Origin of the sequence: Herbaspirillum sp. CF444 (genome assembly GCF_000282135.1) — a bacterium.
Lineage (GTDB): Bacteria > Pseudomonadota > Gammaproteobacteria > Burkholderiales > Burkholderiaceae_D > Herbaspirillum.
Genome location: NZ_AKJW01000016.1, coordinates 128215 through 144006 on the forward strand (window position 1 = coordinate 128215; position 15792 = coordinate 144006).

Here is a 15792-nt window from a genome sequence, read left to right on the forward strand (position 1 = left end):
TTGCCGGATTAAGCAGCATAGACCGGGAACGCGTCGGTCAACTTCTTGACTTCCGCCTTCACGCGTTCGATGGTGGCTGCGTCATGCGGATTGTCCAGCACGTCGGCGATCAGGTTGCCGACCTTGACGGCTTCCGCTTCCTTGAAACCGCGGGTAGTCATCGCCGGGCTGCCCAGGCGAATGCCGGAAGTCACGAATGGCTTCTCCGGATCGTTCGGGATCGCGTTCTTGTTGCAGGTCATGTGCGCGGCGCCGAGGATGGCTTCGGCTTCCTTGCCGGTGATCTTCTTGGCGCGCAGGTCGACCAGCATGACGTGCGATTCGGTGCGACCGGAAACGATGCGCAGACCGCGTTCGATCAGGGTCTTGGCCAGCGCGTCGGCGTTCTTGACGACTTGTTGCTGATACTCCTTGAACTCAGGCGACAACGCTTCCTTGAATGCCACTGCCTTGCCGGCGATGACGTGCATCAGCGGACCGCCCTGGATGCCCGGGAAGATCGCGGAATTGATGGCCTTTTCGTGCTCGGCCTTCATCAGGATCACGCCGCCGCGCGGACCGCGCAGCGACTTGTGCGTGGTCGACGTGACGAAGTCGGCGTGCGGCACTGGATTCGGATACACGCCTGCAGCGATCAGACCGGCGTAGTGCGCCATGTCGACCATGAAGTAGGCGCCGACTTCCTTGGCGATCCTGGCGAAACGTTCGAAGTCGATGCGCAGCGCGTAAGCGGAGGCGCCGGCGATGATCAGCTTCGGCTTCTTCTCGCGCGCCAATGCTTCCATGGCTTCGTAGTCGATTTCTTCCTTGTCGTTCAGGCCGTAGGAAACGACGTTGAACCACTTGCCGGACATGTTCAATGCCATGCCGTGCGTCAGGTGGCCGCCTTCCGCCAGCGACATGCCCATGATGGTGTCGCCTGGTTTAAGCATGGCGAAGAACACGCCCTGGTTGGCTTGCGAACCGGAGTTCGGCTGCACGTTGGCGGCTTCGGCGCCGAACAATTGCTTCAGGCGATCGATGGCCAGTTGCTCGGCCATGTCGACGAATTCGCAACCGCCGTAGTAACGCTTGCCCGGATAGCCTTCAGCGTATTTGTTGGTCAGCTGGGTGCCCTGGGCTTCCATGACTGCCGGCGAAGTGTAGTTTTCGGAAGCGATCAGCTCGATGTGCTCTTGCTGACGGACGTTTTCTTTCTGGATGACGGACCACAGTTCCGGGTCGACATTCGCGATGGTGTGATTCTTTGCAAACATGATTTCTCCAATGGATGAGGATGCGCCTGAAGGCAGATCAGTTCGACGCGCCCGGAAGACGAAAAGACAATGGGCGATACCGACTTGACTGACTTCCAAATCGAATGAGGGCCAAAAATAAAAGGGAATTGCAGGCAGCCTCAGTCGTACGTTCTCCATTCAGGGCTGCCCAGGCGCACGGCTAATGAAATCTCACGCTTCCCGATGGATACCCATCTTGTGCCGGAACAAGGTCCCGGCTTTTCGCCAGTTACGTGAGACGAAATGGTCTGCGCATTGTAAGGGAAGGCTCCGGATTCGGCAAGATTTGCATCCGCCGCCATGGATGAAAATGTTGCATCGCACGCCGCCTCTCGCCGCAGCCCGCTTTGGGCTACAATTTCGGGTTGTTGATGCAGATATGCATTGCCCAGACACCAATACGGAGAACACACAATGATCGTCTTGATTACAGGTGCAACAGCTGGTTTCGGCGCAGAAATGGCGCGCAAGTTCGTGCAAAACGGTCACAAGGTCATCGCCACCGGCCGCCGCAAGGACCGCCTCGACGCCCTCGCCGGCGAATTCGGCGACAAGGTCCTGCCGCTGGTGCTGGACGTGACCGACAAGGCCTCCATCAAATCCGCCCTGGCCAGCCTGCCGCAAGGATGGCAAGACATCGACGTGCTGATCAACAACGCCGGCCTCGCGCTGGGCCTGGAGCCCGCGCACCAGGTCGCGCTGGAAGACTGGGAAACCATGATCGACACCAACGTCAAGGGCCTGGTCACCGTCACGCATCACATCCTGCCGAACATGGTCAAGCGCGGCACCGGCACCATCATCAACCTGGGTTCGATCGCCGGTGCCTATCCGTATCCGGGCGGCAATGTTTATGGTGCCACCAAGGCATTCGTGGATCAGTTCACGCTGAACCTGCGCGCCGACCTGGTCGGCACCGGCGTGCGCGCCACCAACCTGGCGCCCGGCCTGTGCGGCGGCACCGAGTTCTCCAACGTGCGCTTCAAGGGCAACGACAGCGCGGCCGCCAAGGTATACGAAGGCACCACGCCGTTGACCGCCGAAGACATCGCCGAAGCGGCTTTCTGGGTCGCCACCCTACCGGCGCACGTCAACATCAACTACATCGAACTGATGCCAACTTGCCAAGGTTTTGGACCGCTGAACATCAAACGCGCCCAATAAACACTCCGGATGTCCGATTTGACCAATAAAAACAATATCAGCAGCAACGGCGTCGCCAATGACGTTTTCGCCTGGCCGGTACGGGTCTACTACGAAGACACCGATACCGGCGGCGTGGTGTTTTACGCCAACTACCTCAAGTTCTTTGAGCGTGCACGCACCGAATGGCTGCGCGCGCGCGGCTATTCCCAACAAGCGCTGGCCGAATCCGCAGGTCTGATCTTCGTGGTCAAGAGCACCGCGGTGGATTACTTTTCGCCGGCCCGGCTCGACGATGAACTGAAACTGACCGTCGTGGTCGAACAGTTCCGCAACGCGTCGCTGGCTTTCGTCCAGGAGGCCTGGCGTATCAAGGCAACACCACGGGGAACAGCGCAGGAAACCGAACAAACATTACTGGCGCGCGGCCGCATCACGATCGTCTGCGTCAACGCAGCGAGCTTTCGGCCTCAGGCCATTCCGGAAGAAATGCTGGCGCGCTTCAAGGAAAATTTATAATTCGCCATCTATTCGACATGGCTACGCCCGACCGCAGCGGCATCTTTACACCTGCCGCGACGAGATTGAAAAAATTTGCACGTACAATTGACCATCTCTGACTGAACTCCGACCCCCATCTCCCCCATGAATGTCACTCAAGATCTATCCTTCGTTACCCTGATCGCCAACGCATCCGTCATTGTGCAACTTGTCATGTTGCTCTTGCTGTCGGCGTCGATTCTCAGCTGGACCTATATCTTCCGCAAGATGTTCACGATCCGCAGCGCGCGCATCCAGACCGAAGAATTCGAGCGCTCGTTCTGGTCCGGCGGCAATCTGATCGCGCTGTATCAGGACACGCTGTCCAACCGCCGCAAAGGCGGCGGCCACGGCGGCGCGCTGGAACGTATCTTCCAGGCCGGCATGGGTGAATTCAACAAAGCCAAGGCGCAGGTCGGCAAAGGCGCCACGATTGATTCCACCGGCTTGCTCGACGGCGCCCGCCGCGCCATGCGCGCAGCATATCAGCGTGAAATGGATGCGCTGGAATCGCACCTGGCCTTTCTGGCGTCGGTCGGTTCGGTGTCCCCTTACGTCGGTCTGTTCGGTACCGTCTGGGGCATCATGAACGCCTTCCGCGGCCTTGCCAACGTGCAACAAGCCACGCTGGCAGCAGTGGCGCCAGGTATTGCCGAAGCGTTGATCGCCACCGCCATCGGCCTGTTCGCCGCGATTCCCGCGGTGGTTGCCTACAACCGTTATGCGCACGATATCGACCGGCTGGCGATCCGCTTTGAAAGCTTCATCGAAGAATTCTCCAATATCTTGCAACGTCAGGCACGCTAATGGCAGGTTCATCCATGCGCGGGGGACGCACCCGCAAGTTCAAATCGGAAATCAACGTCGTTCCTTACATCGACGTGATGCTGGTGCTGCTGATCATCTTCATGGTGGCGGCACCGGTGAACGACCCGAGCGTCATCAACCTGCCGACCGCCGGCAAGTCGACCGTGCCGCCGAACGAATACATCGAAATTGCACTGAAGCCCGACGCCAAGGCCACCATCAAGGTCAACGGCCCCAAGCGCAGTGAAACGCAAACCGCCGCCAGCCGCCCCGACCTGACGCAAAAGCTGCAAGCCTTGCATGCGAACAGCCCGGACATGCCGGTGATGATTTCCGCCGACAAAGACATCAAGTACGACGAAGTGATCCAGGTTATCGCGTCAGCCAAGAAACTGGGCATTACACGCGTGGGACTGGCAACGAAGTAATATGAGCTCTCCTTACCAAGTACCGAGACAACCGGGCCGCTGGCGCGCCATCGTGCTGGCGGTGGTGGTCCACATGGCCTTGCTGGCTTTCCTCTGGTTCGGCATCCGCTGGCAGAGTCAGACGCCGTTGACCGTCGAAGCGGAACTCTGGGATCCGAACGTCAAGGAAGCCGCACCGCTGCCGCAGCCCGAACCCGAGCCGACTCCGCAGCCAACGCCGGAACCGGTCAAGCCGCCGCCACCGAAGGTTGAAGAACCTCCGGTGGTGAAGCCTGATATCGCACTCGAAAAAGAGAAGGAAAAAAAGCGCAAGGAAGCTGAAAAGAAAGAACGCGACGAGAAGGAAAAAGAAGCCAGACTCGAGCGCGAAAAAGAAGATCGCCTGAAGAAAGAAAAGCAGGAAAAGCTGGACGCCGACAAGAAACTCGCCAAGCAGAAAGACGATGCCGAAGCGAAGAAGAAGGCCGAAGCCGACAAGCTCGCCGCCGAGAAGAAACAGAAGCAGCAAGCCGCCGACAACAAGGTTGCCGAACAGCGTCGCCAGGATGACCTGAAACGCATGATGGGCCAGGCCACCAGCGCCAGCGGCGGCACCGGCACGGCGGCAAAATCGCAAGGCCCGATCGGCGCGGCTGAATATAGTCGCAAGCTGGCAGCGAGGATTCGCAACAACACCATCTTCGACGTGCCCGGCGAGTTAAGCGCGAACCCGGCAGTAGAATACACTGTCGAACTGCTGCCCGACGGCAGCGTGCGCAGTATCACCAAGAGAAGAACATCCGGCATTCCGGGCTTTGACGAGGCTGTGCTGCAAGCGATCAAGAAATCCGAACCTTTCCCTCCCGACAAGGATGGCAGGGTGCCGCCCAGCTTTACTTTCACCCATTTACCGAAAGATCAGTACAACTAACGATGATGAAAAACTCGCGCCCTTTACCGCTTAGTTTTCGCCGCCTGACAGGTATCGCCCTGACCGCGGCGAGCATTGCCGCGGCGAGCGCCGCACACGCGGAATTGCGTTTTGAAATTTCCGGCGTCGGCGCCAGTCAGATCCCCGTCGCCATCGCCTCCTTCCCGGGCGAAGAAGGCGCGCCGCAACAGATCACCAACATCGTCAGGGCCGACCTGACGCGCAGCGGCGTGTTCAAACTGATCGACAACAGCGACTCGCTATCGGACTCCTCCACGATCAATTACAACGACTGGAAAAACCGCGGCGCCAACGCGCTGGCGGTAGGCAGCGTGCAGCGCCTGGCCGACGGCCGCTTCGACGTGCGCTACCGCCTGTTCGACACCATCAAGGCTTCGCAATTGTCGGCGCTGTCGTTCGGCAGCCAACCGCAATTGATCCGCCTGACCGCGCACAAGATCGCCGACGACATCTATGAAAAACTGACCGGCATTCCCGGCATCTTCTCGACACGTATTGCCTATGTGACACGCTCCGGCAAGGAATATCGCCTTGAAGTCGCCGACGCCGACGGCGAAGGCGTGCAGGTCGCGCTGCGTTCCAACGAGCCTATCATTTCGCCGTCCTGGTCGCCCGACGGCGGCAAGGTGGCCTACGTCTCTTTCGAAGCCAAGAAGCCGGTCATCTACATCCAGAACCTCGTGACGCGCCAGCGCACGCTGGTGGCCAACTTCAAAGGCAGCAATTCGGCCCCGGCCTGGGCGCCTGACGGTTCGCGCCTGGCCGTGGCGCTTACACGCGACGGCCTGACCCAGGTCTACATCATCAACGCCGACGGCAGCGGCCTGCGTCGCCTGACCAACACCGCCGGCATCGATACCGAACCGCGCTTCTCGCCGGACGGCAACTACGTCTACTTCACCAGCGACCGCAGTGGCGGCCCGCAGATCTACAAGGTCAGTCCCAACGGCGGCGAAGCCCAGCGCGTGACTTTCGGCGGCAGCTACAACATCAGCCCGCGGATTTCGCCGGACGGCAAGACGCTGGCGTTCATTTCGCGCCGCGAAGGCAAATTCCAGCTGTATGCGCTGGATTTGACCAACGGTCAGGAACAACGCCTGTCCGACACCGTCAAAGATGAGTCGCCCAGCTTCTCGCCAAACGGCAAATACATCATGTACGCGACAGAATCAGGCCGTCGCGGGTCTTTGGCCATCGTTTCCGTCGATGGCCGAATCAAACAGCGCTTAACAACCCAGGTCGGCGATATCAGGGAGCCAACCTGGGGGCCGTTCATGAAATAAACATTATTCACATTCATTCACGACACAAGGAGTTTCACATGCGTACATTCAGTTCTTTTGCAATCATTCTTTCTGCAGCAGTGCTGCTGGCGGCATGCTCGTCCACCAAGCTGGAAGACAAGAACGCACCGGTCGAAAGCCGCGCCACCACCGGCACCAACGACGGCGCGGATCCACGCGCAGTCAACACCGTCAACGCGGGTTCCGATCCGCTGAACGACCCGCAAGGCATTCTCTCCAAGCGCAGCATCTATTTCGACTATGACAGCTACTCCGTCAAGGAAGAGTTCCGTTCGGTGGTCGAAGCACACGCAAAATATCTGAACTCGCACAAGGATCGCAAGGTCATCATCCAGGGCAACACCGATGATCGCGGCGGCACCGAGTACAACCTGGCCCTGGGTCAGAAGCGTGCGGAAGCAGTCCGCAAGGCGCTGGTCCTGCTGGGCGTCTCCGATGCACAAGTGGAAGCCGTTTCCTTCGGCAAGGAAAAACCAAAGGCATTGGGCAGCGACGAAGCAGCTTGGGCTGAAAACCGCCGCGCTGATATCGCTTACCAATAAGACCTATGCGCACTTCCCTGAAAACCAAGTTCAAATCGGTTTCTGCAACGGCCATGCTGGCCGTTGTCGCGTGCCTGCCGATGACAGCGCACGCAGGCCTGTTTGACGATGACGAAGCGCGCAAGGCCATCCTCGATCTGCGCAGCAAAGTAGATGCCCTGCAAAAAGACGTCGCCAATAAAACGGACAAGACCAGCGCGCTGAGCCTGTCCGATCAAAACGACCAACTGCGCCAGGAAATCGCCAGACTGCGCGGCCAGATCGAAGTATTGACCAATGAACTGTCCAACACGCAGCAACGCCAGAAAGACTTCTACGTCGATCTGGATGCGCGTCTGCGCAAGCTCGAACCGCAAAAAGTCACCATCGACGGCAAGGAATCCAGCGTCGATCTGAATGAGCAAAAGTCCTATGACGCCGCACTGAACCTGTTCAAGGGCGGCGACTACAAGGGCGCCGGCGCGGCGTTCAGCGACTTCCTGAAGCGTTATCCGCAATCCGGCTATGCGCCGTCGGCGCAATACTGGGTGGGCAACGCACTGTACGCGCAGCGCGACTACAAGGGCGCCATCGCGGCACAACAGGCAGTGATGAAGAACTATCCGGACAGTCCCAAGGTAGCCGACGCCATGCTCAATATCGGCAGCTCGTACATCGAGTTGAAGGACAAGGCAGCGGCGAAGAAATCCCTGGACGCGCTGATTGCGAAGTATCCGGAAAGCCCTGCTGCGCAGACAGGCAAGGAAAAACTGGCGACATTGAAATAGCGCCTTGAAATATTTCCCCTACCCGTTTGACACGATCGATCGATTTTGCATATAATAGCGGTCTTTCGGGTCGTTAGCTCAGTTGGTAGAGCAGCGGACTTTTAATCCGTTGGTCGCAGGTTCGAGTCCCGCACGGCCTACCAGAAATTCGCAATAGATAAAAAGGGTTCCAAGCAATTGGAGCCCTTTTTGTTTTGTTCGGCACGTGAGCAAACACTCTTCTGCTTCCGGCATTCGCGATGACGTGCAATGCCGCCATCTCATCTGCGTGTCCGAGTCCTTGGCAAATCTTTGCTATCTCGTTCCCAGCTCCCCTCACTCCGCAATCGTCAGATCAGTATCGCGTCGCAAAGAGGCACTCAACAAATCCGTGCATAAAAAAAGCCCCCGGACTTTGCAGGCCGGGGGCTGAATCCAATCCGGGGAGGAGTTGGAGGAGACGGGTTCACTTTATCGCGGCGCACCATGCAGCTCCAGCGAAATTACACAATGACACATCCTCAACACTTTCATTACAGCTGACGTCCGTCATCAACTTTCTGTAAAAAATTTTTACCACCCTTGCAATTCCAGGCCGCGTGCACAATAATAGATGAGAATTATTCTCATCTAAAGAATTTCACTTGCGACTCGTTTGCCTGCATGCCCTGAGCGCCAACCGACATGCCGTTTTTCTTTGGATGCCACCAGGCAGCGACTTGGATATCGGCAACCCGCCCCCACATGGGTCGGAATCACACAGGACGAGCGAGCCCAAAATCACTGGCTGTCGCCAGTCTCATCGCCGTCCAGTCGCTATCCGTCGCCCTGCGACACTGCAAGGCTGTAACACCGCAATAACGAAGAAGGAAAGATCATGATGCGTCTGCGCCCTCTCGACGATCAGCAACTGCCCAACCTGACGGACGTGCAACGCATCGCGCTGCACCCGCAAGCCACGCGCCTGCATAACGAATTCGCCCCGCTGCTCAACCGCCTGGCGGAACTCGGCAACCTGACCGAAGTCACGCGCAACCCTTCCGCCATGCTGGAAAAAGACAATGTCAGCGGCGCCCTCTATGTGAAAAACGAAATCGAATTTGCGCCAGCGGAAGCCACCCACCTGCGCATCTTCTATCCGCAATGGGAACACGGTTACGCGCTGGAAGAGCACGACGAATGCCGCGGCAGCAAACAGCACAGCTTCCAGTTTTTCGATCGCTACGGCAGCATGCTGCACAAGATCGTGCTGCGTGAAAACAACGATATCCAGGCCTTCAGGAAGCTCGTCAGCGAACACGCCGCAGCCGACCAGACTGCGCCGCTGCAACTGGCGCATCCGCGCGAAGACAAGGCGGACACCGGCAAGCAGATCGATATCGATGCGCTGCGCGCCGACTGGGCGCACACGCACAATCACAATGATTTCATCCGGCGCCAGGAAGCCTTCGACCAGCAGCGCCTGCGCAAGCTGCGCCTGGCCGGCAAGGCATTCGCGTATCAGGTCGCCAACGATTCGGCGCGCATCATCCTGCAACGCATGACGGAATTCGGCACCGCCATCATGACGCAGGTCGGCAACGCCGGTATCGTGCAAGCCTATTACGGCAAGATCAAAAATATCGGCATCAAGGATTCGCGCCTGAAGATCATGAATTCGGGTTTCCGCATGCTGCTGCGCGAAGACCATATCGACTCGGTCTGGGTGGCGAAGAAGCCGACCACCGACGGCATCATCACCTCGTTGGAATTATTCAATCGCCAGGGCATGCACATCGCCAGCTTCCTCAGCAAAAAGGACAACGGCCAACCGGAGCCGCGCGAATGGCGCGAGTCCATCATGCGCCTGCTGCCGATCTTCGGCGTTTAAAAACAACTCCTAAGCAGCTCCTCGCACCGAGAAACTGCAACGCAGCTCCCTGCCCGAGATCGGCAGGCGCAGAACAATTACAATACCCGCAGATCAATTTAGGGAATCACTCATGAGCGAACGTCTTCTCGTCATCCTGGCAGGTCTCAACATGTTCATCGCCGTCGCCGCCGGCGCTTTCGGCGCACATGGACTGAAACAAATCCTCGACGCCGACATGCTGGCGATCTGGCAAACCGCCGTCATCTACCAGATGGTGCACGCGCTGGGCATGTTCGCCGTGGCCCTGTTGATTCCCAAATTCGGACCGACGGTACTGGGCTGGGCCGGCAGCGCGATGTTCATCGGCATCGTCATTTTCAGCGGCAGTCTGTATGTGCTGGCCTTGAGCGGCGTGCGTTTCCTCGGCGCGATCACGCCGATCGGCGGTCTCGCTTTCCTGGCGGCCTGGCTGCTGGTGGCGTGGGCGGCATACAAGGCGTCGTGATCGTCCTTGTATCGAGGGTCGCCCCAGACAAAACAAAAGCCGGCAGAGACCGGCTTTTGTTTTTTGTACATCAGGAAAGAATCATCAGGCTCAAGTCAAGCTGCCGCACCGCTCAACGCCACCTTCACCAGATCGTCGATCTCGGTCGTGATGTTCGACAGCACGCCGGCCACCACCGAAAACTCCTTGCCGGCCTGCCCCGCGCGCGCCGCCACGATGCGCGCATTGAAGGACACCATCTTGGCCTGTTTGGCGATGGTTTCGATGTCGGTCATGATGCCGCGCAACTGCTTCTTCATCAGCAACGCATGACGCTTGGACTGGTCTTCATACACGCTGGTGATCTGGTTCAGCACGCCCAGCATCGGCGTGGTGATACGCACCAGTTCTTCCAGCAGCGTCGGCGCATCGCGCAAGCTGTCGTCGATGGCGTTGAGCGTACGCTCGGCCAGGTTGATGAAATAGACAATCTGCGCATCGCCGTCGAGCTTGCCGAAATAGGCTTCGCGCACCTCTTCGCAAAAAATGCCGGGCACGGTATCCGAACCTTTCACCAGCGCCGTATGCGCGCCGCGGAACAGGGCAAGGGCCTCGCGCGCGATACTGGTGGCGCCTTCGTGGCCTTGCGACGCCAGCACCGCGTACAGCACCAGACGCTGCGAAGTAAAGCGACGGCGCCCCGACAGGTTGATCAATGCGCCGAACACCTCGCCCGACAGCGGCTTGGTATCGGCAGCGGAAGTCGTCTCACTCTTCCCGGTATCGCTGTTTTGCACCAGCTTGATTTGCCCGGAGACCGCCATGTTGTTCCTTTCGTCTGTATCGTTCTTGCCCTGCCCGCTCACGTCCTTTGTTACGCCGCTTCCTTCGCCGGATGCGCCTGCTTGCGATAGAGGAATTCAAGCACCGCAGTGCGGTACTCGGAATACTGCGCATCCTGCGCCAGCGCCACGCGCTCGCGCGGACGCGGCAACCTGACGTCGAGGATCTCGCCGATGGTGGCCGCCGGTCCGTTGGTCATCATGACGATGCGGTCCGACAACAGCACCGCTTCGTCGACATCGTGCGTGACCATGACGACCGTCGACGCCGTCTTGGCGACGATCTTCAGCAACTCGTCTTGCAAGTGCGCGCGGGTCAAGGCATCCAGCGCGCCGAACGGTTCATCCATCAGCAAGACCTTGGGCTCCATCGCCAGCGCGCGGGCGATGCCGACGCGCTGCTTCATGCCGCCGGAAATCTCGTTCGGGCGCTTGCTCTCGGCGGCGGTCAGACCGACCAGCGCCAGCGTGGCGCGCGTGCGGTCGCGCAGTTGATGCCGATTTTCCGTGGCACCGAAGACGCGCTCCACGCCGAGATAAATGTTCTCGAAGCAGGTCAGCCACGGCAGCAGGGAATGGTTCTGGAACACCACCGAACGTTCCGGCGACGGACCGGCGATTTCTCGGTTGGCGCACAGAAGCAGACCGTCGCTGGGCTTGAGCAAACCGGCGATCAGGTTCAGCAGCGTCGACTTGCCGCAACCGGAGTGGCCGATCAGGGTGATGAACTCGCCCTTCTGCACCGTCAGCTTGATGTCGCGCAGCGCATGGAACGCGCCCTTCTTGGTATGGAATACCATCTCGACGTCGTTGATTTCGATAAATTTGTTCATCGCTTCCATCAGGATTTCCTTCTCTGCTTCGACTGCTTCATTGTTCGGAAGAGGTATCGCCGGCTCAGGTGCTGACCTGTTCGTAGGTGAAGGCCTTGGCCAGCGCCACCAGCAGTTGCTCCAGGATCAGCCCCACCACGCCGATCACGACGATGGCGATGATGATGTGCGGCACGTTCAGGTTGTTCCACTCGTCCCAGACCCAGAAGCCGATACCCACGCCGCCGGTCAGCATCTCCGCCGCGACGATCACCAGCCACGCGGTGCCGATGGCCAGACGCACGCCGGTCAGCATGTAAGGCAAGACGGACGGAAACAGGATCTTGGTCAGGATCTTCCATTCGGACAGATTCAGCACGCGCGCCACGTTCATGTAATCCTGCGGCACACGCTGCACGCCGACGGCGGTGTTGATGATCATCGGCCAGATCGAGCAGATGAAGATCGACCAGATCGCCGCCGGGTTGGCCGATTTGAACACCAGCAGGCCGATCGGCAGCCAGGCCAGCGGCGACACCGGCTTGAGCAGGCTGATGATGGGACCGAACATGCCCGATAAAAAACGGACGCGACCGATCAGGAAACCCAGCGGAATCCCCACCAGCGCCGCCAGACCGAAGCCGATCGCCACGCGTTGCAGCGACGCCAGCACGTTCCAGCCTATGCCCTGATCGTTCGGACCGGCACGGTAGAACGGATCGGAAAACAGCTTGATCGCTTCCTGCAAGGTCACCAGCGGCGTCGGGAAATTACCGGTCTTGGCGGCGATGATCTGCCATACCAGCACCAGGAAAGCGAGGCCGGTCAGCGGCGGCAATACCTTCATCAGCAAGCCTGCCATCAGCGGCGATTTTTTCGCCTGCTTCGGCTTCGATTTCACGGCCGGCGCCTCCGCGCTTTTTGCCGGCGCGGCAGCAGCGACGGCTGTCGCCGCCGGCTTCGGTTTTTCATTCATCATCGTTTCCATGACTGCGCTCATATCGATTCCTTCACTCAGTACTGCAACAAAGACATGTGCCGATGCATGCTCAGGTCTTGATCTTGAACGAGGCGGCGTAGGCTTTCGGATTCTTGCCGTCCCACACAGTGCCATCCATCAGCTTGGAGGTCCGCATCGGATCCTTCGGAATGCTGGTCTTGGTCATGGCGGCGGCTTCCTTGTACAGGTCGATCTGATTGACCGACCTGGCTACGGCCAGGTAGTCCGGATCGTCCTTGAGCAAACCCCAGCGGCGATGCTGCGTCATGAACCACATGCCGTCCGACAGATACGGGAAGTTGACCGCGCCATCGTTGTAGAACTTCATGTAGTTCGGATCGTCCCAGGTCTTGCCGAGACCGTTCTGGTAGCGGCCCATGATGCGTTGGTCGATGACGTCCTTGCTGGTGTTGACATAGGACTTGTCGGCGATGACTTCTGCCATCTTGTTCTTGTTGGCCAGCGACGCGTCGATCCATTTGCCGGCGTCGAGGATCGCGGCCATCATGGCGCGGCAGGTGTTCGGGTTTTTCTTGACGAAGTCGAGCGAGGTGCCCAGGACTTTTTCCGGATGGTCTTTCCAGATGTCCTGCGTGGTGGTCGCGGTGATGCCGACGCCGTCGACGATGGCGCGATGGCCCCACGGTTCGCCAACGCAGAAACCGTCCATGTTGCCCACGCGCATATTGGCGACCATCTGCGGCGGCGGCACGGTAATGACCTTGGCGTCCTTCATCGGATTGACGCCGTTGGCCGCCAGCCAGTAGTACAACCACATCGCGTGCGTGCCGGTCGGGAAAGTCTGGGCAAAGGTGTATTCGCGCTTGTCGGTTTGCATCAGCCTGGCCAGCGACGGACCGTCGACGCCGCCCTTGTCGGCGACCTTCTTCGACAGCGTGATGGCCTGGCCGTTGTTGTTGAGGTTCATCAGCACGGCCATGTCTTTCTTCTGGCCGCCGATGCCCATCTGCACGCCATAGATAAGGCCGTACAGGACGTGCGCCGCGTCAAGTTCGCCGTTGGTCAGCTTGTCGCGCACGCCGGCCCAGGAGGCTTCCTTGCTGGGCACGATCTTGATGCCATACTTCTTGTCGAACCCGAGCACCGAGGCCATCACCACGGAAGCGCAATCGGTCAGCGGGATGAAACCGATCTTCACTTCTTCTTTTTCCGGCTTGTCCGAGCCGGCTGCCCAGGCTCCTCCGGTGGCTAATCCCAACATGGTCGCTCCTGTTGCAAGTCCTGCGGTCTGAATCAATTGACGACGCTTGAAATCCACTTCCTCGACAGCTGCCGCGGCCTTGCTCGCTTGTTGCTCTTTGAATTCCATCGCGTTTCCCCATTCAGCAAATAAAAAAGGCGTCCCTTCAGCACGCGTTGAAGCATGCTGAAAGACGCCTTTGTCTTGGATGGTCCAACCGCCATTGGTCGAACCGTTCGATGCGCAAACCTTGCGCTATACCGACGGTTCAGCAAAGAGCGTGCCAAGCGGGCCGAAAACTCGCGAAAACCGCGTCGCTACGCTATGAAAGAGGTGGAAGAGATGATGGCAGAAGATCACCGCCCAGCAGCAGGAAGCGGACGACCGGCGCACCGCGTTTGTGCTGCGCACCAATTTGGCGGTGCATGATTGCGGCGGGAGATCGGTGCGATGGAAGAAAAAATGTCAGCCGAGCAAGTCTTCGACATCCAGCAAACGCTGGGCGATTTCGGAAAGTTTGAGGTTCTTGTTCATGGCCATGCTGCGCAGTTTTTGATAGGCCTGTTCTTCCGACAGCTTGTGTCTGGCCATCAGCACGCCCTTGGCGCGCTCGACAAGCTTGCGCTCGGCCAGCTTGAGCTTGGTGTCGGAGAGTTCGGTGAGCAACTTCTGTTCCTGGCGGAAACGCGCCAACGCCACGTCCAGCACCGGTTTGATGCGCTCCGATTGCAGGCCGGCCACGATATAGGCGGTGACGCCTGCTTCCATCGCCGCTTCCATGGTGGAGGTGGTGTCGTCTTCGGTGAACATGACGATGGGACGGCGCTCATCGCGTGTAGTGATGACGATGTGTTCCAGCACGTCGCGCGCATCGGACTCGGCGTCGATGATGATCATGTCGGGCTGCAGTTGGGCGATGCGCTCCGGCAGATAGAGATCGGCGGGCAGCGAGGCAATGATGTTGTAGCCGGCTTCCAGCAAACCGATGCGCAAAGCCTTCCCACGCTCCGCCTGTTCGTGCAGTGCGGTGTCGGTTTCATCGGCATGATCGATGATGGTGTTGACGACAACGATGCGTAAGTTGCGCATGTGTGGTTCCAATGTTCGCCTGGACATCGTAAATCGATTCTGAACTCGTTGCGGGTCTGTGTGTTGTGTGTTGCTTGTTGCTACTGCTGCATCCCTGACAAATGCAGCCGGGCGAATAGTAACCCATTTGCTGCGAGCGCACACTTTATATCACTTCATGAGGTATTTCAGCCCTCCCCCATCCCTTGCTGCACCTGATCTCCCATAGCGAAGCGTGCAATTCCCGGCAAGCAAAAATCAAACCAGAAATCCGGCAGGCGCCAACGCCGGGATAGCACAATCCTACTCCCCGGCTCGCCTTTTCCTACAGGAAATTGAGGCGCACGCCTATCTACCGCAACGGTGGCGATGGCTAACATCCATTGCATCATCTCCTGCTTTTTGCAGGTGAATCCGACGCCGCACTTGCCCCAATCAGCTAGGAGGAGACCCACATGTTCCGCCGCACACGTACATCGCCCACTGTCAGAAAAACTGTGCAATTCGCCACCTATCTCGCTGCAGGCAGTGCACTGGCGCTGACATCGGCGAACGTGCTGGCCGATCCATCGCCGGCGCTTGACCGATTCAGCTTGTCGGCAGGAGCCTACTATGTCGACCCGACGTTTCGCGTGAACGCCAATACGCAATATGGCAATTTCCAGTCCGGCGACATCGATCGCGATCGCACCACCCTGCCGCGCGTGCGCGCCGAGCTATTGCTATTCGACAGCCAGGGCTTGTCCTTCGATTACTTCACCTACAAGAAAAATAATAGCGGCGCCATCGACAGATCGGCGCCGATCGGCAGGGGG

Annotated in this window: 16 protein-coding genes, 1 tRNA gene, 1 pseudogene and 1 riboswitch; of the genes and pseudogenes, 12 read left to right on the plus strand and 6 right to left on the minus strand. The window is 58.8% G+C overall.

The window, feature by feature from the left end:
* Positions 1 to 8 precede the first annotated feature (8 nt).
* Entirely contained in the window at positions 9 to 1256 is a 1248-nt protein-coding gene (gene glyA / locus PMI16_RS03275; RefSeq protein WP_007876370.1) for a serine hydroxymethyltransferase, read from the minus strand.
* A gap of 160 nt (positions 1257 to 1416) precedes the next feature.
* A riboswitch (ZMP/ZTP riboswitch) is annotated at positions 1417 to 1520 on the minus strand.
* Positions 1521 to 1691: 171 nt separating this feature from the next.
* On the opposite strand from glyA, the gene PMI16_RS03280 reads away from it, so the two are divergent.
* The 11 genes from PMI16_RS03280 (at position 1692) to PMI16_RS03330 (ending at position 10075) form a co-directional block, all read left to right on the plus strand.
* Positions 1692 to 2441, plus strand: coding sequence for an SDR family oxidoreductase (locus PMI16_RS03280; protein ID WP_007876371.1), 750 nt, complete (start codon positions 1692 to 1694; stop codon positions 2439 to 2441).
* Positions 2442 to 2450: 9 nt separating this feature from the next.
* Positions 2451 to 2939, plus strand: coding sequence for a tol-pal system-associated acyl-CoA thioesterase (gene ybgC / locus PMI16_RS03285; RefSeq protein WP_007876372.1), 489 nt, complete (start codon positions 2451 to 2453; stop codon positions 2937 to 2939).
* Positions 2940 to 3065: 126 nt separating this feature from the next.
* On the plus strand, positions 3066 to 3767 hold the full coding sequence (tolQ, locus tag PMI16_RS03290; protein ID WP_007876373.1) for a protein TolQ: 702 nt from the start codon (positions 3066 to 3068) through the stop codon (positions 3765 to 3767).
* Positions 3767 to 4195, plus strand: coding sequence for an ExbD/TolR family protein (locus PMI16_RS03295; RefSeq protein WP_007876374.1), 429 nt, complete (start codon positions 3767 to 3769; stop codon positions 4193 to 4195). Before tolQ ends, PMI16_RS03295 begins: the two co-directional genes overlap by 1 nt.
* A 1-nt stretch (position 4196) precedes the next feature.
* Complete coding sequence (gene tolA / locus PMI16_RS03300) at positions 4197 to 5105, plus strand: cell envelope integrity protein TolA (RefSeq protein WP_007876382.1); 909 nt, start codon at positions 4197 to 4199, stop codon at positions 5103 to 5105.
* Between the two features lie 2 nt (positions 5106 to 5107).
* Positions 5108 to 6409: a Tol-Pal system beta propeller repeat protein TolB gene (gene tolB, locus PMI16_RS03305; RefSeq protein WP_007876383.1), complete on the plus strand. Its 1302-nt coding sequence runs from the start codon at positions 5108 to 5110 to the stop codon at positions 6407 to 6409.
* Positions 6410 to 6447: 38 nt separating this feature from the next.
* Positions 6448 to 6972 (plus strand): peptidoglycan-associated lipoprotein Pal, encoded by a 525-nt coding sequence (gene pal, locus PMI16_RS03310; protein ID WP_007876385.1) that lies wholly within the window; start codon positions 6448 to 6450, stop codon positions 6970 to 6972.
* 5 nt (positions 6973 to 6977) lie between these two features.
* A complete protein-coding gene (gene ybgF, locus PMI16_RS03315) occupies positions 6978 to 7739 on the plus strand; it encodes a tol-pal system protein YbgF (protein WP_007876387.1) in 762 nt (253 codons plus the stop codon).
* Between the two features lie 67 nt (positions 7740 to 7806).
* Positions 7807 to 7882: transfer RNA gene (locus PMI16_RS03320), tRNA-Lys, on the plus strand.
* 713 nt (positions 7883 to 8595) lie between these two features.
* Positions 8596 to 9588 (plus strand): ChuX/HutX family heme-like substrate-binding protein, encoded by a 993-nt coding sequence (locus PMI16_RS03325; RefSeq protein WP_007876388.1) that lies wholly within the window; start codon positions 8596 to 8598, stop codon positions 9586 to 9588.
* 112 nt (positions 9589 to 9700) lie between these two features.
* Positions 9701 to 10075: a DUF423 domain-containing protein gene (locus PMI16_RS03330; protein ID WP_007876389.1), complete on the plus strand. Its 375-nt coding sequence runs from the start codon at positions 9701 to 9703 to the stop codon at positions 10073 to 10075.
* 95 nt (positions 10076 to 10170) lie between these two features.
* On the opposite strand, the gene PMI16_RS03335 is transcribed toward PMI16_RS03330, so the two are convergent.
* The 5 genes from PMI16_RS03335 to PMI16_RS03355 all read right to left on the minus strand — a co-directional run bounded on the left by PMI16_RS03335 (position 10171) and on the right by PMI16_RS03355 (position 14998).
* A complete protein-coding gene (locus tag PMI16_RS03335; RefSeq protein ID WP_007876390.1) occupies positions 10171 to 10878 on the minus strand; it encodes a methyl-accepting chemotaxis protein in 708 nt (235 codons plus the stop codon).
* 50 nt (positions 10879 to 10928) lie between these two features.
* The gene (locus PMI16_RS03340) at positions 10929 to 11738 is read right to left on the minus strand and encodes an ABC transporter ATP-binding protein (RefSeq protein WP_007876392.1); all 810 of its coding nucleotides are present in this window, start codon (positions 11736 to 11738) and stop codon (positions 10929 to 10931) included.
* A gap of 55 nt (positions 11739 to 11793) precedes the next feature.
* Positions 11794 to 12708: a nitrate ABC transporter permease gene (gene ntrB / locus PMI16_RS03345; RefSeq protein WP_007876394.1), complete on the minus strand. Its 915-nt coding sequence runs from the start codon at positions 12706 to 12708 to the stop codon at positions 11794 to 11796.
* A 49-nt stretch (positions 12709 to 12757) separates the two neighbouring features.
* A complete protein-coding gene (locus tag PMI16_RS03350; protein WP_007876396.1) occupies positions 12758 to 13930 on the minus strand; it encodes a CmpA/NrtA family ABC transporter substrate-binding protein in 1173 nt (390 codons plus the stop codon).
* A gap of 444 nt (positions 13931 to 14374) precedes the next feature.
* Entirely contained in the window at positions 14375 to 14998 is a 624-nt protein-coding gene (locus tag PMI16_RS03355) for an ANTAR domain-containing response regulator (RefSeq protein ID WP_007876398.1), read from the minus strand.
* 434 nt (positions 14999 to 15432) lie between these two features.
* On the opposite strand from PMI16_RS03355, the pseudogene PMI16_RS03365 reads away from it, so the two are divergent.
* Positions 15433 to 15792: pseudogene (locus PMI16_RS03365) on the plus strand (hypothetical protein); the annotation flags it as partial.